This window comes from Paenibacillus sp. JNUCC-31, from assembly GCF_014844075.1.
GTDB lineage: Bacteria > Bacillota > Bacilli > Paenibacillales > Paenibacillaceae > Paenibacillus.
Window position 1 is genome coordinate 1,980,637 of the sequence record NZ_CP062165.1, and the last position, 21,778, is coordinate 2,002,414.

Annotated in this window: 23 protein-coding genes; 2 read left to right on the forward strand and 21 right to left on the reverse strand. The window is 47.1% G+C overall.

Annotated features, from left to right (window positions below):
- Positions 1 to 2: 2 nt before the first annotated feature.
- Both JNUCC31_RS08495 and JNUCC31_RS08500 read right to left on the reverse strand, forming a co-directional pair.
- Entirely contained in the window at positions 3 to 842 is an 840-nt protein-coding gene (locus JNUCC31_RS08495; RefSeq protein WP_192272873.1) for a transporter substrate-binding domain-containing protein, read from the reverse strand.
- 277 nt (positions 843 to 1,119) lie between these two features.
- Positions 1,120 to 1,449, reverse strand: a complete 330-nt coding sequence (locus tag JNUCC31_RS08500) for a hypothetical protein (protein WP_192270446.1) — start codon at positions 1,447 to 1,449, stop codon at positions 1,120 to 1,122.
- 270 nt (positions 1,450 to 1,719) lie between these two features.
- Between JNUCC31_RS08500 and JNUCC31_RS08505 the strand changes: the two genes are divergently transcribed.
- Entirely contained in the window at positions 1,720 to 2,256 is a 537-nt protein-coding gene (locus JNUCC31_RS08505) for a GNAT family N-acetyltransferase (RefSeq protein WP_192270447.1), read from the forward strand.
- A 133-nt stretch (positions 2,257 to 2,389) separates the two neighbouring features.
- On the opposite strand, the gene modB is transcribed toward JNUCC31_RS08505, so the two are convergent.
- Entirely contained in the window at positions 2,390 to 3,073 is a 684-nt protein-coding gene (gene modB / locus JNUCC31_RS08510; protein ID WP_192270448.1) for a molybdate ABC transporter permease subunit, read from the reverse strand.
- Positions 3,070 to 3,942 carry a molybdate ABC transporter substrate-binding protein gene (gene modA / locus JNUCC31_RS08515; protein WP_192270450.1) on the reverse strand — a complete coding sequence of 291 codons (873 nt, stop codon included), beginning with the start codon at positions 3,940 to 3,942 and terminating at the stop codon, positions 3,070 to 3,072. The genes modB and modA overlap by 4 nt, the downstream gene beginning before the upstream one ends.
- 268 nt (positions 3,943 to 4,210) lie before the next feature.
- Here modA and JNUCC31_RS08520 point away from each other — a divergent pair, with 268 nt between their 5' ends.
- Positions 4,211 to 5,260, forward strand: coding sequence for a helix-turn-helix transcriptional regulator (locus JNUCC31_RS08520; RefSeq protein ID WP_192272875.1), 1,050 nt, complete (start codon positions 4,211 to 4,213; stop codon positions 5,258 to 5,260).
- A gap of 84 nt (positions 5,261 to 5,344) precedes the next feature.
- Here JNUCC31_RS08520 and rpsN read toward each other — a convergent pair whose 3' ends face one another.
- From rpsN to opp1B (JNUCC31_RS08605), 17 genes are all read right to left on the reverse strand, one after another.
- The gene (gene rpsN / locus JNUCC31_RS08525) at positions 5,345 to 5,614 is read right to left on the reverse strand and encodes a 30S ribosomal protein S14 (RefSeq protein ID WP_192270452.1); all 270 of its coding nucleotides are present in this window, start codon (positions 5,612 to 5,614) and stop codon (positions 5,345 to 5,347) included.
- A gap of 32 nt (positions 5,615 to 5,646) precedes the next feature.
- A complete protein-coding gene (locus tag JNUCC31_RS08530) occupies positions 5,647 to 6,843 on the reverse strand; it encodes a GTP-binding protein (protein WP_192270454.1) in 1,197 nt (398 codons plus the stop codon).
- A 41-nt stretch (positions 6,844 to 6,884) separates the two neighbouring features.
- Complete coding sequence (locus JNUCC31_RS08535) at positions 6,885 to 7,037, reverse strand: hypothetical protein (protein WP_192270456.1); 153 nt, start codon at positions 7,035 to 7,037, stop codon at positions 6,885 to 6,887.
- A gap of 152 nt (positions 7,038 to 7,189) precedes the next feature.
- Positions 7,190 to 8,416, reverse strand: coding sequence for a staphylopine family metallophore export MFS transporter CntE (cntE, locus tag JNUCC31_RS08540; protein WP_192270458.1), 1,227 nt, complete (start codon positions 8,414 to 8,416; stop codon positions 7,190 to 7,192).
- Positions 8,417 to 8,672: 256 nt separating this feature from the next.
- Positions 8,673 to 9,869: a staphylopine family metallophore export MFS transporter CntE gene (gene cntE, locus JNUCC31_RS08545; protein ID WP_192270460.1), complete on the reverse strand. Its 1,197-nt coding sequence runs from the start codon at positions 9,867 to 9,869 to the stop codon at positions 8,673 to 8,675.
- Positions 9,866 to 10,630, reverse strand: coding sequence for an ABC transporter ATP-binding protein (locus JNUCC31_RS08550; protein ID WP_192270462.1), 765 nt, complete (start codon positions 10,628 to 10,630; stop codon positions 9,866 to 9,868). Before JNUCC31_RS08550 ends, cntE (JNUCC31_RS08545) begins: the two co-directional genes overlap by 4 nt.
- On the reverse strand, positions 10,596 to 11,441 hold the full coding sequence (gene cntD, locus JNUCC31_RS08555; protein ID WP_192270463.1) for a staphylopine uptake ABC transporter ATP-binding protein CntD: 846 nt from the start codon (positions 11,439 to 11,441) through the stop codon (positions 10,596 to 10,598). Before cntD ends, JNUCC31_RS08550 begins: the two co-directional genes overlap by 35 nt.
- Entirely contained in the window at positions 11,422 to 12,309 is an 888-nt protein-coding gene (gene cntC, locus JNUCC31_RS08560; RefSeq protein ID WP_192270465.1) for a staphylopine uptake ABC transporter permease subunit CntC, read from the reverse strand. The genes cntD and cntC overlap by 20 nt, the downstream gene beginning before the upstream one ends.
- Complete coding sequence (gene opp1B / locus JNUCC31_RS08565; RefSeq protein ID WP_192270467.1) at positions 12,309 to 13,241, reverse strand: nickel/cobalt ABC transporter permease; 933 nt, start codon at positions 13,239 to 13,241, stop codon at positions 12,309 to 12,311. The genes cntC and opp1B (JNUCC31_RS08565) overlap by 1 nt, the downstream gene beginning before the upstream one ends.
- Before the next feature lie 13 nt (positions 13,242 to 13,254).
- A complete protein-coding gene (gene cntA, locus JNUCC31_RS08570; RefSeq protein ID WP_416234386.1) occupies positions 13,255 to 14,877 on the reverse strand; it encodes a staphylopine-dependent metal ABC transporter substrate-binding lipoprotein in 1,623 nt (540 codons plus the stop codon).
- Between the two features lie 115 nt (positions 14,878 to 14,992).
- A complete protein-coding gene (locus JNUCC31_RS08575) occupies positions 14,993 to 16,294 on the reverse strand; it encodes an opine metallophore biosynthesis dehydrogenase (RefSeq protein ID WP_192270469.1) in 1,302 nt (433 codons plus the stop codon).
- 31 nt (positions 16,295 to 16,325) lie between these two features.
- Complete coding sequence (locus JNUCC31_RS08580) at positions 16,326 to 17,120, reverse strand: nicotianamine synthase family protein (protein WP_192270471.1); 795 nt, start codon at positions 17,118 to 17,120, stop codon at positions 16,326 to 16,328.
- A 27-nt stretch (positions 17,121 to 17,147) separates the two neighbouring features.
- A complete protein-coding gene (locus JNUCC31_RS08585; protein WP_192270473.1) occupies positions 17,148 to 17,984 on the reverse strand; it encodes a histidine racemase CntK family protein in 837 nt (278 codons plus the stop codon).
- A 432-nt stretch (positions 17,985 to 18,416) separates the two neighbouring features.
- Positions 18,417 to 19,178: an ABC transporter ATP-binding protein gene (locus JNUCC31_RS08590; protein WP_192270475.1), complete on the reverse strand. Its 762-nt coding sequence runs from the start codon at positions 19,176 to 19,178 to the stop codon at positions 18,417 to 18,419.
- Complete coding sequence (locus JNUCC31_RS08595) at positions 19,178 to 19,990, reverse strand: ABC transporter ATP-binding protein (RefSeq protein WP_192270477.1); 813 nt, start codon at positions 19,988 to 19,990, stop codon at positions 19,178 to 19,180. Before JNUCC31_RS08595 ends, JNUCC31_RS08590 begins: the two co-directional genes overlap by 1 nt.
- Positions 19,953 to 20,837: a nickel/cobalt ABC transporter permease gene (opp1C, locus tag JNUCC31_RS08600; RefSeq protein WP_192270479.1), complete on the reverse strand. Its 885-nt coding sequence runs from the start codon at positions 20,835 to 20,837 to the stop codon at positions 19,953 to 19,955. Before opp1C ends, JNUCC31_RS08595 begins: the two co-directional genes overlap by 38 nt.
- Position 20,838: 1 nt before the next feature.
- Positions 20,839 to 21,768 carry a nickel/cobalt ABC transporter permease gene (gene opp1B / locus JNUCC31_RS08605; protein WP_192270481.1) on the reverse strand — a complete coding sequence of 310 codons (930 nt, stop codon included), beginning with the start codon at positions 21,766 to 21,768 and terminating at the stop codon, positions 20,839 to 20,841.
- Positions 21,769 to 21,778: the final 10 nt, after the last annotated feature.

A 21,778-nucleotide genomic window follows, 5' to 3' on the forward strand; every position in this document is an offset into this window, starting at 1 on the left:
AACTATTCCTCAACCGTGTAATCCGCTCCCAGCCATTCTGTGCTCAATTTGCTCAATGTTCCATCTTCCTTGATTGATTTGAGGGCTTCATCCACTTTCGTTTTGAGCTCCTCCTCGTCCTTGTTCAGGATGAAATACACTTTGGAGTTGGACAGAGCGTCTCCTACAGTTTTCAACTGGGCATCCACCACTTTGTTCTGATAATCAATGGCAAACTGCGTGCTGATGGTTGCATCTACCCGCCCTGTTTTGATCTGCGTATTCGTATCTTCACCTGCTCCGGAATAGACAATATCAATGGCGTTGCCATTCGCTGCATTCCATTTCTCAGCCAATACGGCCGCATTACTCGTAGCCCCGACAATCAGTTTTTTACCCTTCAAATCCTCGATGGATTTTACGTCCTGATTTTTCTCACTGACGACAATTTTATTGGGGAAAATATTATAGGCTTCATCATTAAACAGGAACTTGGCCTGTCGTTCTTCATTTACTTCCATCTGATGAGCGATCAGGTCAATCTTCTTCGTTTCCAGACTTAACAGCAGGTTTTTGAACTCCATGGTGCTGAATTCAAATTCATACTCAGGCAGCCGTTTATCAATCTCGCGGATCAGCTCTACATCGTAACCTGTCAGCTTGCCATTCTCATCAATGAAACAAACATTCGGGAACTGCGTGCCCGTACCCACGATAATCTTCTTTACTTTATCTTCACCGGATGCCGAAGCTGTGTCACTTTCGTTCGCTGCATTGCCTGAGCTGCATCCTGCCAGCACCGCCAGCATCGTTATGAACAGCAGCACTGTCCGTATTCTCTGAATCCCCCGCTCTTTTACCATTCCCATTCTCCTCCATAAGCTGTGATTCACAGCCAATATAATGTCTACACCAGCCGACTTTAACAAACCATTCTTACTTGTATAGTCGGATTTAGGTTGATCAAAGAATAGCACTGTATATCATATCGAGGCAATATATATGCTAATAGGACATCCTGATAACGTTATAGATTTTCTCTATGCGTAAGCAATACCTGATTCAAAAGCCAATCAAAAAGAAGCCATCCGGAACTGGACAGCTTCTTCAAATACGATTACTTTAATTCAACACACGCATCTATCTGCGGCTGGCCCATTTAATTTTACGCGCCACTTCCACACGTTGCAATTGCAAGCGTTCGATTCGTTCCTCAAACTTCTCACGTTCATCTTTGGAATGAGCTGCATGAATCTGGTGGCAGAGACCTGTCAATTTGCTGTTGATATAATCTAATCTCATCCATAATTCTTGTTCAGGTGTGCGCTGCTCCGCTTCCGGCTGAAATATCTTGAGTTGGTGGATAAGGGACTGCTGCCATTCCTGATCCTCAATTTGAATAGCAAAATGCAAAAGATCCAGATAGTCGTCGATTTGCAACGATACACTGCAATCCGGTTTAGTATTCATAAACGTCTCTCCTCATTTCAGTTCTTTGGCTGGAATCAGTCACTTCTATTTTACAGGATAGGGCATACTTTAGGCGAGTCCTGAACGGTTAAATTATGTAAAAAGTTTTGTTATTTTTGCATATAGAAGCTTTCGATGCACGTATAGACAGATTTGATTCGAGATTTATATTCCCCCATTGAAATTCATGCTAAAATAACTCCAATATATGATAAACCAATTTAACAGGTTGGAATAGTTACCATTATGTACAGAAGGGATTGATCGACCATGACTGAACAATACCGATTGGCTACGATTGAAGATGCCGAACAACTGCTGGCCGTAACTGTGAATGCCTATGAGACGATTCGGGCCCTGAACATTCCTTTTCCCGCCGGACACGCTACACTGGAAGTCATTCAGAATAATATTGTACAGCATGAATGCTATCTTCTTGAAAAAGAGGGAGAAGTCATCGCTACCGTTACTCTTGACCGAGCCGAAGATGCACAGCGGCAGGCCATCAGCCCTTATCCTTTCATCCGCTGGTTCGCGGTAAGTCCAGCCCATAAAAGCAAGGGTTATGGCTCCAAACTGCTGGATTGGGTAGAGCAACATATCATTCTGCAAAAGCTTGATGCACCTGCCGTATTTCTGGCGACGGCGACCCGTCATCCCTGGCTTGCTCCTATGTATGAACGGCGAGGATATGAACCTTTTCATACCAAAACGGTACAGACCCCTGAACGTCAGGAAGAAATTGTATTTATGGTCAAAACGCTGGACCCTTCCCGTTTTACGACACCCTCGATCCAAACAGGATAAGCAAAGAACAGCTTGAATGAGCGCAAACTTAAGGACATACAAGGCCTGTATTTCAAAAACCCGCTTGGAGAAAGGCCTCCTCAAGCGGGTTTTTGAATTCTGATCCATATCGACATCACTCAATTGGCTTGAATCACGTCTTGCTGTCACGCGGCTGTCTGGTTAAGAGCAGCATGATAAACGAAATGATAATAATGGAGCCTGTCCATGCCCAGGCCATCGTCTGATTGCCCGAATCCACAGCAACATAGATCGCGGTGGGTACAGTTTGCGTTTTGCCCGGAATATTACCTGCAATCATGAGCGTAGCCCCGAATTCCCCCAGTGCACGAGCGAAACCCAGGATGAAAGCCGTCATCAATGCTCTGCCCGCAAGCGGAAGCGAGATATAACGAAATACCTGCCATTCATTCGCTCCTATGGAGCGGCCTGCATCTTCCAGATCCCGATCAATGCCGCTAAAACCGGATTTCATCGTCTGATATACCAATGGGAAAGCGACCACCACAGAAGCAATCACGGCAGCCCACCAGGAGAAAATGACAGGCGCGGAGAAGATGGCCTCGATCCACTGTCCCAGCAGGCTCTTACGACCCAATAACACGAGTAAAATAAATCCGACCACAGTCGGCGGAAGCACGAGCGGGAGCATAAATGCCGTTTCCAAAAAAATCTTCCCCCGGAACGATGCGCGTGACATCTTCCAGGCCACAGTGATGCCCGCCACCGCTGCGATTACGCTGGACAGCAGGGCAACCTGAAGGGAAAGACGAATCGGTGACCAGAATACCGTCCAGTCGATCGCGCTCACATTCATTCTGGAATGGAAAACCCGTATTTGGCGAAGACATCAAGCACTTCAGGCGTTTGCAAATACGTGTAAAATTGTTCTGCTTCTGTCCGGTGCTTCGTACCCTCAATAATCCCTACCGGATAATTGGCAGGTGTATAGCTGTTCTTGTCCACTTCAAATGCAATTTTCACCTGATCCGAAGTGAGTGCATCCGTTTTGTACACAAATCCTGCATCCGCATTGCCCGTCTCTACGTACTGCAGTACCTGTCTTACATCTTTCCCCTGTACTAGCTTGCCTTTCAGTTGATCCCAAAGGTTGGCATTCGTCAGCGCTTCTTGAGCATACGTTCCCGCTGGAACACTTTCCGGAATGCCGATCGCTACTGTTTTGATGGAATCGCTCGTCAGATCCTTCTCGCTTGTTACGGTATCTGAGCTATCCGCTGGAATAATGGCTACCAATGAATTTTGCAGCAAATTCTTCTGATCACCGGATGCAATCCATTTCTCATCTACGAGCGCGTTCATATTTTTGGTCGCAGCCGATACAAAAATATCTGCTGGCGCACCTTGTTCAATCTGCTGTTGCAATGCTCCAGATGCACCAAAGTTGAAATGAAGTTCGATATACGGATGAGACATCTCATAATTCGTCTCAATCTCCTTCATCGCATCGGTCAAACTGGCTGCTGCCGAGATCGTCAACGCCACTGTTTCCTGCGGCTCGGTATTCTCAGTTGTTGCTCCCTCACCTGATGCCGCTGGGGATGATGTGGTTGGTTCCGTTGCTGTGGATGTATCCGTACTGCCCGTACTTGCGCCGCAACCACTCAATACGATAGCCAATGCAAGCGACATGCTCCCTAACACATATCCAATACTCTTTTTCATCTACTTCTCCCCCGATGTTATGTTTAGTTATAACTAGATATAATTAATTATATTTCATTATACATAAGATCACCGAAATGGGAAGGTGATTTAGATCACATCCTGTTCTTCAGACTGTCTTGGGGGCTAATTCCGTGTTCTCAGGTTTATGACATCCGTCAATTAATGGTATAGTACTAGAGACTATAACGTTTGTCGGAACCTGTGAATGAGGTGGATGAACGAAACTATATATGATTTGTGTACCCTTAAAGGAGGAGCTTCATTGATGACGGAGGAGCAATCCTATACCACCGAAGAAATATCCAAGCTACTCAAAATATCGAAACTGACGGTCTACGATCTGATCAAAAAGGGAGACCTCGTCGCTTATCGCGTTGGCAAACAAATGCGAGTTGACGCCACCGATCTGGAAGCGTATAAACAACGTTCCAAGCAGCTTCAATCGCCAACGCACCGGGCCGCAGTGGATTCAGTTCCCCCCTCTGAATCTTATCCCGAGACGGGAAGCGATCCGACCAATCATGCCGCTGCAAGTGCTTCTCCTCTACCCAGAGGGGCATTCACAGCTTCATCTTCCATGACGAGTAACACTTCGGCAGCCCATTCGGCTCGACATCTGGTCATTACGGGCCAGGATGTCAGCCTGGATATTCTCATGCGCTATATGGAGAAGCAAACACGGGATATTCGTCCGCTGCGTTCTTTCATGGGCAGTCTGGACGGCCTGATCTCCATGTACCGCGGGGAGTCTGACCTGGTCAGTACCCATCTGCTCGACGGAGATACAGGAGAATATAATCTGCCTTATATACGCAAAATCCTGATCGGCTGGTCGTATGTCGTCGTGAATTTGCTGACACGGCCTGCCGGGCTGTATGTACAACGCGGTAATCCTCGCGGTTTGCAGAACTGGACAGATCTGATGCAGCAGGATCTTCGATTGGCGAACCGGGAGAAGGGGTCAGGGGCACGTGTATTGCTGGATGAACAATTGCGTCTGCACGGTATTCCAACTTCCCATCTGATTGGATATGACGTGGAAGAAACCAGTCATATGGGCGTAGCCGCCAAGGTCAGCTCCGGGGAAGCTGATGTGGGAATCGGCAGCGAGAAAGCTGCACGGCTTGTTGGTCAGGTTGATTTTATTCCACTCGTTCAGGAACGGTACGATCTGGTGATGTTGAAGAAAAAGGGAAACGAAGCGTGGAACGAATCGGTACTGCGCATTCTGCAATCACCTGAATTCAGGCACGAGCTGCAGTCATTTGAGGGATATGATGTCTCCCGCACAGGCGAAATTTTGTACGAAGTCTAGCTCGACACCTGAATTGCTCTTGGGAATTAGGAATTAACAATTAAAGAAAAAAACAATCATAATCGAAAGGATCATTCATGCGTTTTACCAGCTGGATTTCGTGACGCCAGGAATTTGCCCTTGATGGGCCAGCTCACGGAACACAATCCGCGATACCTTGAACTTGCGCAAATATCCTCTCGGGCGGCCCGTCAGTTCACAGCGATTTTTCAATCGGGTCGGAGAGGCGTTGCGCGGCAATTTCTGCAGTGCTTCATAGTCACCCTTTTCTTTCAGCTCACGACGCAGCTCCGCATACTTGGCTACGATGGCCTGACGTTGTTTTTCGAGTACTACTTTTGATTTTTTAGCCATGGATTGCAGCTCCTTCATGAATTTAATTTAATTTAAACAACTTCAACTGGCCAAGGCAGGGGATTGTCAAAATGGCCCCAGTCGGCCTGCATTTCCTCATCGCTGAGCAGGCATTGGTCCAGTTCTTCTTCAATGATGGCACGTTCCATTTCAATTCCGATCATGACCAGTTCAGTCTGTCGGTCTCCCCACTGTGCATCCCATTTTCCCAACATATCCGGCTCGGTACGCAAAATTTCTTCCTTCTCAGCTTCCGGCAACGCCGCAACCCAATGTCCAGCAGGACCGAACTGAATGGATGAACCCGCCTGACTCAGGCTTGCAGCCATATCCCCTTCAGCCGCCAGCCAGACCAAGCCTTTGGCACGTACCACTTCTTCCGGCCAGTAGCTCATGAAATCAGCCAGGCGCGAGGGGTGAAATGGTTTTCGGCGACGATACACGAAGGAACCAATGCCGTATTCCTCGGTCTCCGGTGTATGTGATTCCTTCTCCAGCTCCTGAATCCATCCGGCTGACATGCTAACTTTCTCGAAGTCGAAGAGACTTGTATTCAAAATTTCAGACGGGTTAACCTGTCCGTTTACGGTCCGAATGATTTTGGCGTTCGGCTGAAGCTTGCGGATGACACCTTCAAGCTTGTTCAGCTCCACGTCATCGACCAGATCACACTTGTTAAGCAGCAGAACATCGCATGTCTCAATCTGGTCAATCAGCAGGTCCACCACATCACGGGTATCTTCGTCCCCGGTAGCCTGATTCCGATCCAGAAGGCTCTGTCCTGAGGCAAAATCATGCCAGAAGCGATTCGCATCCACGACCGTCACCAGACAATCCAGCTTCGCCAGACTTGTCAGATCAATACCCGACTCCTCGTCGGCATATGTAAAGGTCTGCGCTACCGGCACAGGCTCACTGATGCCTGTCGATTCAATCAGGATATAATCAAATCTGCCTTCGTTCACCAGCTTCTCGATCTCCTGCATCAGATCATCCCGCAAGGTGCAGCAGATGCAGCCATTGGACAGCTCCACCAGTTTTTCTTCAGTACGTGACAATGTCGCCTCACCCTTCACCAGAGCGGCGTCGATGTTCACCTCACTCATGTCATTAACGATGACGGCTACCTTGAGCCCCTGCCGATTGTGCAGCACGTGATTCAGAACCGTCGTTTTACCTGAGCCGAGGTAACCGCTAAGAACAGTTACCGGAACTTGCTTTTGTGTCATGTGTATCTACTCCTTATGATTGTGGTCATATGTTTCTATCCTTAATTGTAATTATTACGATTAACAACAATGACTATAATCTTGTTGGACGCCGTTGTCAAATCATTTTTGTTTTTCTCGTGCGAGGCGGCCGCTTGGGTCACGGATCGTCTTCCGATCGCTGTTGCCGCAATCCCAGCCCAAAAAAGACCCATGGTCTGCTTCCTGTAGCTCGCATCATAATGATACGTCTCAGGAAAAGTCAGTCCATAAGCCTTTAAGTCTTGTTCTTATAGGTGCCATACGATCGGACCGTGTTTGTTACTTATCATCACATGCAATAACATATCTCTGCACAACCATCCCATCAGTTCTCCGCCACGGACCTGGCCCTATTACCGACTTCCATTCGTTGCCTGAAAGCCACGACGAAAATCATTCCTGCAATGGATAGAAGTGTGCAGATCGTAAACATGGTGGAATACGAGCTTATTTGTACAATCAGTCCCATCGCAAGACCGCCCAGGGAGAAGCCCAGATCATACGAGGACATGAAAATACCCATCAGCACATATCTGGAATCGGCAGGCAGCACAAACGACAAATAGGTCGTTAATGTCGGGTACAGCAATGCCACGGCAAAACCGCTGAACACCGCGGACAGGTACACCAGCGGACCAATCGTCTCCAGCAGTGCGAGCAATTGGGTTCCCAGTGCTGCACACAGCAGCAGCCCGGCCATCAACCACGTATTCCAACTGCCATCGGAAGGGATTTTTTTGCGCAGAATGAATCTGCACAGAATGACGACCAGTCCCTGATTTGTTAAAAATACGCCTGCGCTCGCCTTCCCGGTTGATACCATATACAGCGGAAGAAAGGTCGCTGTGGCCCCAAATACACATGAAGCAAACAGCATAACAACGCTGCTGATCAACAGCGGTGTGCTGCGCCAGATGCCGCCGAATGACCGCATCATATCGCCAAGCGTATACGATTTATTCTGTACCGTGCTTCGGGGCAAATCCACGTTATAGCCAATCAGGAGCGGAAAAGCAGCCAAACCGACCATTAACAGGGTAAACCAGATGTCGCTGGCATGTTCCCAGATCTGGATGGCGAGTATGGGAATGACCAGAGACGGGACCATCGTAAAAAGGGTATACATGGACAATCCCTGAGCCCGGTCCTTGTCCTCCAGCTTTTCCACAATGCCAGCCTGCATAGTCATGGAAAAGAACGCCGTCGCTACACCTTGCAGCGCCCGCAGCCACAAATACGTTTCCACACCAAACACAACAAACAACAGTAATGTTGCGGCATGCAAAATCAACAGCCACTTCATTACACGCAGCGGACCATAACGCCCCAGAAGCTGCGCCGCAAAAGGCCGTAGAAGCATACACGTAAACATGTACGCACCCATCATCAGACCAATCTCGGCCTGGTTCAACCCTGCTGATTCACTTCGCAAAGGGAGAATAATCGTCAAAGCCGAATTGGCGGCAAAAAATAAAAAGGCCAACAGATAAAACCGGATAAACGCAAAAGATACCGGATTTGATGTGCCGCTCGCCGTTACAGAAGACTTCAAAACATCGTCCCTACTTTCTTCTATGTAGATTAAACTAAACATTTACACGAGAACGGAGAGGACAGAAATAACCTGAAGAAGCGGAGCTAAAAGCTTTCTGAAAGAAAGCTGCATCGGAAGCATACGCTTCGCCTTTATCCCGGATTTTCCCCTTTGAAAATAGGAATCAAAAAAATCTGGGGATAACAGCGATCGGAAGGTTGTTCTGTCATCGGAGTGGCAAGTGTAAACATTCTTTAGTTCAATTTGTATAGAGTTAATCCACAGACATATCTGTGACTGGTTTTCTTCGTTCATAAGCAAAAGCAATCATTACCGCCCCCAGGATAGCACAAATCATGTACATAAATGAATAGGAGGACAGATCAGCGATCGGTCCCATCAACACACCGCCCAGAGATACACCCAGATCTGCTGTCGCAATAAATAAACCGATCAATACATTTCGATTCAGCTGTGGCAATACAAATGACAGGTAGGTGGTTAACGTTGGATAGAGGATGGATTGAGCAATGCCCATCAAGATTGCCCCCACGTATAGAAGGACGGCCCCTCCTGTGACCGCCCAGCTGACACATTGTGCAGCAACTGCCAGCAGGAACATTGTTCCCATGATAAAAGGTGCATGCCACCTGCCATCGGAAGGGATTTTTTTACGTAACATGATCCGTGCGAGCACAACAGTTCCCGCTTGAAGCATCAGATAGACACCCGCATTGCCACTTGGCAATTGACTGGCGTAGAGTGGAATAAAGGTCGTGATTGCACCGAACACAACAGAAGCACTTAGCATCAATATACTGCATCTAAACAAAAATGGATTTTGCACCAACTGACGAAAGGCTTGAAGCATGCTAACGTTCTGCTCGGCTGGATTACCAGCAGAAGGCTGCTCCTCGCTCTTGTCCATTTTGGCGGTATATCCGAATACGCCTGTGCAGACGGCAATACCGATCAGCACGACCGTAAAATAATCCATCCCGCCTGTCTGCCAAATCCCTAGCGCCAGGACAGGTCCCACAATGCCGGGAATATAACTGAACAACGAGTAATAGGAAATGCCCTGGGAACGGTCTTTCTCCGGCAGGGCATCAATAATGCCAATCTGCAGCGCCATGGAAAAGAAAGCGGTTGATACCCCCTGTAAAATACGAGCGAGCAGATAGCCTCCAAGCCCTGTAAACGTGTATAAAATCAGGGCAAATCCATTGATAATCAGAATAAAACGAAGGACTTTGATCGGTCCGCGCTTTTGAATGATGTGACCTGCCCATGGTCTGAAAAACATGGTTGTGAACATATAGGCGCCCATAATCAGCCCGATGGTTGTACTGCTCGCCCCCAGGGATTCACCCTGTAAAGGAATAATGACATTAAGAATTGCATTTGCACTAAAATACAGAAGAACCAGGATGTACAAACGCAGAAACGGCCATGACATCGCTCCACTCATCCCTGATCCTCCCCCTGAAACGTAATTAAATAGGTTAATAATCTCCTCGCATAATCGGACTGAACATGCTTCAGCTGCTCAATAGGCACCAATTCCTCAATCTGACCGTCCCTGAAAATAATAACCCTGTCACAAATATAAGCTGCCGCCTGAATATCATGCGTAATGAACACATAGCTCATCTGATAAAATTGCTTTAATTCTTTTAGCAATCGCAGCACCTGAATCTGCACAGACACGTCCAGAGAACTGATGGCTTCATCGAATACAATGCATCGGGGTTCAGTCGATATGGCTCTCGCAATACATACTCTCTGGGCCTCTCCACCCGATAGTTCATGCGGATATTTGAGCCTGTAGGATGAGTCTAATCCCACTTGATGCAACAACGTATCCACCTTGCTTTGCATATCCGCTTCCATTTTTTTATGAGCCTTCAAAGGCTCCATAATGGCTTCCTCCACCGTGAGAAATGGATTAATGGAGGACGTATAATTTTGAAATACGGCACTGATGCTGCCCATTCTCACGCGGCGATCATTCACGTTTTTCCCCTCAAATAAAATACGCCCGCGATCAGGCTTCTCGATGCCCAGAATCAAACGTCCCAGTGTAGACTTGCCACTCCCACTTTCGCCGATGATGCCGAGACATTCGCCATGCTGGCATTCAAATGCCACGTTTTTCAATACCTGCTGCTTTTGTTTGGAGAACAATCCGCCTTGTTTATAGGACTTTTCGATCCCATCCACCTTGAGCATCTGCATCCCCTCCCTGCATCAATTTCCTGAAATGGTTGCTCAGCTCCAACCGGGTGGAAACCAAATATTGAGTATAGGCATGCTCCGGCTTCGTAAAAACAGACTGAATATGCCCACTTTCGACAATGGCGCCGTCTTTCATGACCATCACTTCATCTGCAATTTTTTGTACCACACCGAGGTCATGGGATATAAACAGCATGGAACAACCCATTCGTTCGCGCAGTTGAATCAATTGTTCCACCACTTCATATTGAGAGATCGTATCCAGCGCCGTTGTCGGTTCATCCGCAATGATCAGATCCGGCTCCAACACGAGTACCAATGCAATCATGATTCGCTGCAGCATGCCACCCGATAGCTGATGTGGATATTGATTCAGGATTTCCTGCGGATGCTTTAACATGACGCTTTCCATAGCGCTAATGATCTTCCGTTCGCTGTCTCTTTTATTCCAGTCAAAATGCGTCTGGAGCGTCTCTCGAATATGCACGCCTATTACTGAAGAAGGGTCAAAAGCGCTCATGCCATTTTGCAGAATCATGCATACGTTTTTGCCTCTTCTTCGTCTCATTTCTTGTTCGGAAAGCTGGTTTACGTCCTCGCCTTGGAAGAGAATCGTTCCAGATTGACGAATCCAGGGTTTATTCAAACGCATAATGGACCTGCAGGTGACGGACTTGCCACTTCCGCTTTCCCCGACTATGGCCAGACAGCTTCCTTGTTTGACCTGAAATGAACTGTTATGAATAATGACCTTGTCCGTATTGGCATCCCAGACCTTCAAATGTTTAACCACTACTATATTCATAAACGGCCTCTCCCACCTCTTTTTTACGAAGCTTGCCTTGGGAAGTCATTAATTGGGGGTCCAAAGCGACCTGAAGTGCATCCGATAGGAAATTAAAAGCTGACACGACAATGACAATGGCTATTCCAGGTGCCAACATTAACTCCGGTCTGGAGAACATGACTTGCCTTGCCTCATTCAGCATCATCCCCCATTCGGCATGAGGAGCCTGGATTCCCAAACCCAGAAAGGAAAGCCCCGAGATCTGCAGCATCATCGAACACATGGAGCCACTCGCTATCACTGCTATATCGGCAAAGGTAACCGGAACAATATGCTTGGTGATAATGCTAAGGCTGCCAATGCCAGAGGCTTTGGCGAACTTCACATACTCCATCTCGGAGAACTGCATCACGGATGTCCGAATAACGCGGGCAAACCACGCCCATTTCATAACCACGAACGCAATCAGAATATGTTCAAGTCCCGCACCTAAAATACCGACCACCGCCAGTGTCATGACGTAACCCGGGAAAGACAGCATCACATCACATATTCTCATGATCCAGGCATCTGTCTTCCCCTTGAAATAACCCGCAATAAATCCGACGACAGCTCCGACCAGAACAGACATCATCAGGGCAGCCAACACCCATAGTACACTGGGACGAATGCCATAAATGAGTCTGGATAACACACATCTGCCCAAATGATCATTTCCTAGCCAATAGGTCCAGGAGGAGGAAGCATATCGAAGCTTCATATTCACTTCCTCCGGGTCATGGGGTGCACACCAAGGGGCAAATATGCCCGCAGCAATAATGATCACAATGAAAGCGAGCGATACCATCGCAAGCTTGTCTTTGCTCAAATTTCGTAATAATCGCATTAGAGATCCTTTCTTAACCTGGGATTCATCGCCGCATTGATCACGTCAGAAATCGTATTAAACAGCACAAAGGTTACGGCCAAAATAAGAACATACGCCTGAATAATCGGGAAATCCCGGCTGAGGATTGACCTCACACTCAACCTCCCAAGTCCCGGCCACGCAAACACATTTTCAATCACGACGGTACTGCCAAGCACGATAGGGATCGCCATGCAAAATATGGATACCGCCACTTGCAGCGAATTTCGCAAAATATGCAGGGTCACCTTCCGCTCACTTAAGCCGCTTGCCCTTCCGTAGAGCACGTAATCCTCATTCATGTTGCTTAACATCGAACTCCGAACCGTTCTGAAATAAATACCTGTATAACTTACCGTGATCACAATCACTGGCAGAATATAGCTCTTCAATGAGTCCATTCCGCTCGTAGGCAACAAGTCCAGCTTGACGGAAAAAGTCCAGATCAGGATGGCTGCGAGCCAGTAGGATGGCATCGCGGTAAGGATAAACGAGATGCCCCTGACTGATTTATCTACGGCTTTCCCTTCTCTCATGGCACAGGTCACACCCAACAAGATGGAGAATCCAATAATGAACACTGATGATACCAGCGTTAACTTTAATGTGTTCAGGAAAGCCGGACCTACCAGGGACCACACCGGTTCACCAGATACATATGAGCTGCCAAAATCAAACTGCATACAGGCGATCAACCAATTCACATACTGGACGACGAAGGGTTTATCAAATCCTAAAGCTTCATTCGTTTGGGCGATTAATTCGTCCGTAATCTGAGGAACCTCCTGTGCCTGTAACACAACTACAGCGGGGTCCAGGGGCGAAAGATTAATGAGTACAAACGTTATCAATGAAATGACGAACAGCAAGGGTATGGCGAGCAATATCCGTTTGACTATATAACTTCCCATATCCATCCCCGCTCTATTTAAAATTCAATTGCTCAAATGGCAGTTCATATTGAGTCTGTTTGAATGAGATTCCGTCCAGATTTTGGGGAGCCACGACAGTAACCCGTCCATTGGTAATCGGAATAAACACAGCTTCATCATGCACGATTTTCATAATGTCGGCGTACAGGGATTGGCGGGAAGCCCCATCTGTGGACACCATGACTTCATCAATTTTCTTATATAGTTCATCCGCCTGGGCTATGCCGCTTGTTGTATGTTTATAGGCGGAATCCGAAGTGAACGCAGAGATGGTACTCTGTGGATCGTACGCCAGTCCCCAGGTTTGGTTGAATAACAGATCATATTCCCCGGTTGCCCTTCTGTTCGCGATGGAAGTGGATTCCTCTCCGACAATCTCCAATTGAATGCCCAATCCTTTTAAGGCATGCTGAATCCATTCCGCCTGTGTTTTTTGCGAAGACGAATTGCTATCATAGTACAAGGTCATGGCTAGTTGCTGACCATTCTTTGTCCTCACTGCTTCCGCGGTTGATAGGGTCCAGCCCGCTTTTTCCAAAAGCTCTTTTGCCGTCTCCGGGCTATACTCCCGCTTCTTTAACTCGACATCAGCATAATTGACGTTTGATGAGAATAAGGTGTCCGCTACGGTTTGGGTTCCATTAAAAATATCATTGCTGATCGTTTCCCGATCAATCGCATGCCAGATGGCTTCGCGAACAGCCGTTTCGTGGACAGGGTTATCCACTCTGCTGCTATTGGCAACGATCATATTTGTATTCATCGCTTCACTTCGAACCACTTGATAATCACCCGAATCAGCCAATTGATTCATGGCTTCAACATCAATGCTGTCCGCCCCCCGATCATCGGTGAACACAAAGTTGATTTCGCCCTTCTGTAATGCGAGTAATGTCGTTTCTCCTGCTGGCAGAACCTTGGACGTAATTTTTTGGATCTCAGGTGCGCCGCCCCAGTATTCTTCATTGGCTTCAAATGTCGCATTCTCGTCGATTTTATGTCCGATAAGCTTGTAGGGCCCTGTGCCGTGATAGCCGCTAACCCCGTCCTTTGTGCCACCATTCGTAAAATCCTTGGGTGATATAAATACATACGGTCTGGTCATGGACAGCTCCACCAGCGCTGGATAATAAGGATCGGAAAGCACCAGTTCAAATGTGTATTCATCCATGACTTTTGTACTTACGATTTTGGTGGACAACTTGATCCAGGCATGTTTTTCGGCATTGGCCTGAACCGCATCGATATTTTGTTTGACCGCCTCGGCGTTAAATGGCTCACCATCATGGAATTTCACATCCTGTCGCAAATGGAACGTATACGTTTTCCCGTCCTCAGCAATATCCCATGATTCCGCAAGTAATGGCTTGATTCCATCGACTGTGTTCTCAACCAAAGATTCGTAAACCATCCCTTGTGCGGGCATGGAACCTGTGTACAGATGGGGATTCATATCATTAATATCCTTGGCGGATGCATAAATGAGTTCAGTTTTGACCTCGCTATTCGCTGACTCGGTTTGGGTGTTGGCATCCTCTTTTTGGCTGCATCCGGCAATGACGGTAATCATGGACACTAGCAATAATAAAAAACGAAAAGCACTACCTTTTTTCACAACATCTCCTCCTGATGATGAAAGATTATACAAGTAGAACCAAAGACTTTACACCAGACCACTGCGCGGTCAGAACAACCTTCCGATCGCTGTTATCCCCTAGATTGAGATATAATTAAACCTTGCTGTTCGCCAGCCCTGTGCAGATCATTCGGATGTCCTCATTGAAGGATTGAATGACAAAGGCAGCCGATAGATTCTGATCCGGGTGAGCACGAGCGACTTCTTGAAGCTTCGCCTCATAATTGGCAATAAACATATCGATGGTTGGACAATGAACCTCCAAATGCCTCGCAATGCCCTGAATGATTTTGATGCGGTAATAATCCTCCTTCGGCATTCTGGGAATGTCCAAATATCCATCCTGATTGATGAACATCTTCCTGAAGGGAACAGCCGAAAAGTCAAAATACTTACCCTCCGGATTCGGTTCCGAAAAGGGATCAATCAATAGCGAGGTGTATCGTATGTATAATAAATACTCTTGATGAAGGTCCTGCAACTGATTAAAATTTTCGATATCCTGGCGTGATAAACTCTCCAATCGCACCGGATAATTGTCATCCGTCATGAATTGCAGCAGATTGACACCCTTGATACGGAGCCGATCCGTAATCGTCATAATTTCGTTCCACTGTGTCCGCATATCCCGAACTAAATATTGGGTTACCGGACCTTCGGGATAGATTTTGTATACATATTTCCGAATGTCTGACACTCCGAAGATCGCATCCAATGAAAAGTCATTCATGAACAAAGGCGGGTGAACATATAAAGAAATATTTCTCGTTTCCGCCTCAATTGGAGAAGGCATAACTTCCAGTGCAATGCCCAGTTGCTCGGACATCCTGCACAGTCTGTCTACATGTTCCGAAGGAGTTGAAGTGGAGCCAATATAGACCTTTTTCTTGACTCCTGTTGTAAGGACATGGTTGGACGGTTGATCGAGCATCCATCGGGTGTCCCCCAAATAGGTAGAGAAGCTGACAACTTCCGTATCTGCATGTAGCTGTCTCACATATTGGCTTACCAGCATGTTGGAGCCAAAGGTTGGAGAGACCAAAATGATGCATTTCACTTGTTTGATGAAGTGTTCATTCATTTGTTTCAATACGTCGATGTAAGCATCGGTTGTTACAGCGAAAATAAGCGTATCCCATTCCCCTTCAATGGTCTCATATCCCTTAAACACCTGGTCGATGAAGCATTCACCCGCCAACGGCCGATGCTTTTCATTTTGAATACTTGCTCCAATGAATCCGTCACTTTGCCGAATGGCCTCAAAAAAAGATTCTGAACGCACCGATTCCCTTCCCACTACGCCCACGCGGCAATGAAGTTGTTTTTTGAGCATTACTGCCAATTGAATGGATACAGGACCTGTACCAAGTAACAAGATTTTCTGAAATCCGCTCATATAATCCTCCCTCTTCACAAGCTCAAGCGAGCTATGCTTTTTGGTATAGTGCAATATCAAACACATCATCTGGACGAAGGATATTGTCGACCATGTTCCACTTGCGGGTGTCCGTCTCTCTCATCGGATAGTTGAACAACGATTTTAACTGGTTACCGTATCTCATGGCCACCACTACATGCTCATTCGTCAATGCATGCAATTGGTCCAGCAGATCATATTTATTAGCAACCGTGGAACTGAAAATGATATGCGTGGCTTCTTTCGTAAAAGCTAGGTCCTGCACCAATGTTTGCTGTAAATGAATGTTCAAGCCCGCACCCAGCGTCTCCACAACCTGTCGCCCGAGTGTAATGGCTTCTTCGTCAATATCGATCCCAACGACCTTTGCCCCTGTTCGCTTGGCGATAAACAAAGGCGTCATCGGAAATGACCCGGAGCCGACCAGTAGCACTTTGGATTCCGAAGTGACATGAAAGCTGCCAAACTCTTTTTCAATACATTCTTCGATGTTTCTGAAATAATCCGCGATTTCTACTTCTCCGTCACGCAGCTTCAAGGCCCTGTATTTCTCCATGATCGCCACACATTGGGCAGATTTGTCTCTTAGATCAAGGACAAGCTGATGCATGCTGCCTGATTCCTGATGATCAAGCTGTTCCCAGATTCGTTCGTTCTCCTTGTCCGTAATAAACGAGGAATAGTCATTGATTAAAGTCTCCAGTTCTGAGCTATGCTGTACCGTATGATCATATCTGCCTGCCAACTCATCGAATTTCCCGGAAAATTCACTCAAGCATGTTTGAAAATCAATCAAAGTCTCCATTCCTTTTCCTCCTGTAACTCGTCATGGTCATGCATCTATAAAGGCTTTGCCCTGGGCCACGATTCCAACAGATCCTTCGATCGTAATTCCTTCAACCTCTGCCCCATTCCACTCCGCCATTACTTTAATCGCACCACCAGGCTGCTTGATATGCCGAACGATCTTCCTTTGCCTGCTCCAAGCCAGATAGGCTCCCACAGAGGCTGTACCCGAACCGCACCCCCTTTCCCAGATCAGACTATCCAGCTGCGGGACAAAGATAAGCGGTGCCAGTTCATCCGATTGAGGTTTGTATAATAAAATGCCAATCAGCTTATCCCCCAAAGTTAAGCCCAGTAATCGCGCCAGGGCTTGTGCCCTCTTTCTCATTGCTTCATCAAACGCCTCCACTTCGATGACGATATGGATGAACTCCCGATACCGCACAATCACCATATCCATGTTCATTCCCTCATACTTGATGGTCCGCTGCTCGATCTGCTGAGGAACTGGCATCGTGACCTGACAGAAATATTCATTCTGTTGCTGCTTCTTCACCTGACACCTGATTAATTGATCTGTCCCGGAAACCTCCAGAACGATTTCTGTAAAATCAGTTGAATCCAACTCGTTTTCGGACGCGATATACGCAGCCAAGGCCATACAGGCATTTCCACAGAACTCTCCACCGGCCATTTCCAAATGGGCAGCCGCCTCCTGTTTTATCGCTCCCCCAATGAACCCCACCTGTTCGGCGTATACGTTGTCATAGGACATAATTTGGGCAGCGATGTGTGGATATGTCTCAGCTGGATGATCCGTTTTCACCAGGACCGTCATATTTTGAGTGGGATTAAACTTGATAAAATCAATCTCCTGTTTCATCGCAGCTGCTACTCCTATTCTTGATATGAAATGATGTTGAGTCACTTTGCTGTATAAATTGAACTAAAGAATATTTACACTTGCCACTCCGATGACAGAACAACCTTCCGATCGCTGTTATCCCCAGATTTTTTTGGATTCCCTTTTTGCAAAGGAGAAAATCCGGGGATAAAGGCGAACGCGCCGCTTCTTCAGGTTATTTCTGTCCTCTACGTTCATATGTAAATGTTTAGTTAATTTATATAAAACAATGTTAATAGTAATGATTACGATTAATGGTCGAGAAAAATATAGCACAACCCGCTTGAGAGCGTCAACAAATATTTCCATAAAAAAAAGAGTGTTATGGCTGTTATTTTATGTTCAAACAGGAACAGAGCTGACGCATTTGCGTCAACCCTAATTTGCCAATCGTATGCAATTGGAAGTACATCAGCAACTTTTAAAAGGCATAACGGACGCCAGCAATGCTTTTGCATAATCATTCTTCGCATCCGAGAGACGATTCCGTTCAAGCTCCTCCACGATCGTTCCTCGATAGAGAAAAAGTACCCGGTCACACAGATTCGCCACAGCCTGAAGATCATGTGCAACAAAGAGATAGGTCATGTTCAGTTCATGCTGCAACGTGCGCAGCAACTCCAGAATTTGCGCCTGGACGGAGACATCCAAAGAACTGAGTGCTTCGTCCAACACCAGAAATTTCGGACGGGTTGAGATGGCACGTGCAATGCATACCCGTTGTAGTTGTCCCCCACTCAGTTCATGAGCATACTTGTGCATCACCGCATGAGGAAGCCCCACCTTCGCCAGCAGGTCATTGACCCGGTCATCCAGATCCACAATATCACCCAGTGCAACCAATGGTTCAGCTATGATATCACGCACGATGAATTTGCCATTGACCGAAGACGTATAATCCTGAAAAACAACGCTTATTTTCCCTTTATTCTTCTTCATCCATTGGGAAACAACCATCCCCTCAATCCGCACTTCACCTTGTGAAGGTTTCTCCAGTCCTAGAACCAGGCGGCTTAGCGTGCTTTTCCCACTTCCACTCTCACCAATCAGACCCAGGCATTCACCTTCACGGATGTCGAAATGGATGTCTTTCAAAATTTCCGTTTTCTCTTTCCGAAAGAAACCACCCGATTTGGCGTAGCTTTTGGACAGATGATTCACTTCGACCAGCATTACTGCACACCTGCTTCCATAGAAGCCTGAAAAGGCTCGGACAGCTTGATTCGAGTCTCAATCAGAAACTGTGTAAATTCATGCTGGGGATTCGAAAATACGTCATTCGCCTTGCCTTGTTCGACGCATTCCCCATCCCGCATGACGATGAGATCATCTGCCAAATATTGCACAACACCCAAATCATGAGATATGAAGATGATGGACATGCCCATCGTTTCACGAAGTTGCTTGAATTGCTCGACTATCGCACGCTGGTTAATGGAGTCCAGTGCGGTCGTCGGCTCATCTGCGATAATAATGTCAGGTTCCAGCATCATGGCAATGGAGATCATAACCCTTTGCAGCATGCCCCCTGATAGTTGATGCGGATACTTTTGCAGCACCTGCTCAGGCTGAAGAATATGAACACGATGCAAGGCATCCGCCGCCAGTTGTCTGGCTTCTTTTTTGGGGATTCGAAGGTTCTCTCGAAAGGTCTCCATCATTTGTTTCCCAATCGGTTCGAGCGGGTTAAACGCCGTCATTGCATCCTGTAAAATCATGCAAATACGCTGACCCCGGATCTTTCGAAGCTCTTCCCCGGTTTGCTGTAATAGATCTTTTCCCTGATAAAGGGCTGTTCCACTAATTTCAAGCCAGGGCGAGGCCAATCCCAGAATGGCTTTCGTGGATAAGGACTTGCCGCTGCCACTCTCGCCCACGATGCCCAGGCAGGTATTGGGTTGCAATGCAAAGCTTAGATTTTGCACGATGGACAGACCGGTCCTGCTGTCAGTGATGGACAGATTTTTTACTTCTAACAAAGACATTCAACCGGCCTCCCTTCTTTTGCGTATAACTTTTCGGATTCATTGCCGCATGCAGGCTGTCTCCCAAAAAGTTGAAAGCTGCCACGACCAGCAAAATCGCCAATCCAGGCGCAAGCATTTGCGTTGGATGTGTGATCATTACATTTTTTGCATCATTCAGCATCATGCCCCACTCCGGCGTGGGGGCCTGTACACCCAAACCAAGGAAGGACAACGCCGATATATTCAGGATGACCCAGCCCGTATCCAATGTCGCAAAGACAGCAACCTCGCCAGAGACACCCGGCAGCACATGTTTTCTCATGATATGGCCCGTCCCGCATCCCGAAACTTTGGCAAAACGAATATAGTTCTTGTCTGTATATTGAATGACCGTTGTACGAATCATCCGGGTGTACCATGCCCATTTGGCGATAATATTAGCAACGACGACATTTAGCAGGCCTGGACCGAGAATACTGACAATCGCCAAAATCATGACTTCGGCTGGAAAGGAGAGCATCATATCACAGATTCGCATAATGACCTCATCCACCTTGCCACGAAAATAACCCGAAATGATACCCAGCAGGGTTCCGACCCCTATCGTAATCGTGGTTGTAATCACAGCAAACAGAATCGTTGTACGAATACCGTAGAGTAGACGCGACAGGTTGCAGCGGCCGAGTTGATCGGTACCCAGTGGATATTCAAGACTGATCCCTGCATATTTGTTCATAATGTCTAAACTCGTGGGATTATGCGGTGCGAACCAGGGTGCTCCCACGCCAGCGACGACCACAAGTGTGATCGTAATCATGCATAACACTGCCATTTTATCGGACACCAGGCGTTTCCAGAACATCATGTTACCCCTCCCTTCTGATCCGGGGATCCAGAGCTGAATTCAGAAGATCCACGAGTAGATTACAGACGACAAACATGACACCCATAATCAGAATATAGGCTTGGATAATTGGAAAATCCGAATTGAAAATCGCGGTGACGCACAAACGCCCAATGCCTGGCCATGCATAAATATTTTCCACAATGACCGTACCCGCGATTAACTTCGGGATCGACATGCCCAGCGCCGTAATCGATAATTGAAGGGAGTTACGGAACACTTTCCAGATAATCGTCCGTTCCTTCAATCCTCTGACACGAGCGTACAACACGTAGTTTTCGGTTTTGTTTTGCACCATATTGTTGCGAATCAGCCTGACGTAGGTAGAGATGAATACCAGGGACAGCGTGACTGCCGGCAGGATGACTGAACTTGCCTGTTCCATGCCACTCGTGGGGAACCAATTCAGCTTGACGGCAAATAACCACATCAGCAGAATGCCAATCCAGAAGCTCGGCATGGCTGTGCCAATAAAGACCAATGCACGCATCAAACGATCCACTAACCTATTTTCATATATCGCGCTGAGCACACCGATCAGAATACTTATCGTCAGGATGATAATGAGGGCGACCGCTGACAGTTTTAAGGTAGCTGGAAGTGCTCGTGCTATCTGTTCTCCAACCGATTGTTGATTGACATAACTAATACCGAAATCGCCCTGAATGCTGTTACCAATCCATTCCACGTAACGGGTTAGAAACGGCTTGTCCAATCCCAGTGTTTCCCTCATGGCATCGACCATCTCCGGCGTTGGTGTAACCTGATTCACGCGCAAGGCCACTTCAGCCGGGTCACTGGTACGCAAATGAATCAGAATAAATGCTAGAAATGAAATACCGATCAGCACGGGAATAATGGCTAATATTCGTTTTATGACGTACCTGCCCAAGGTGATCCTC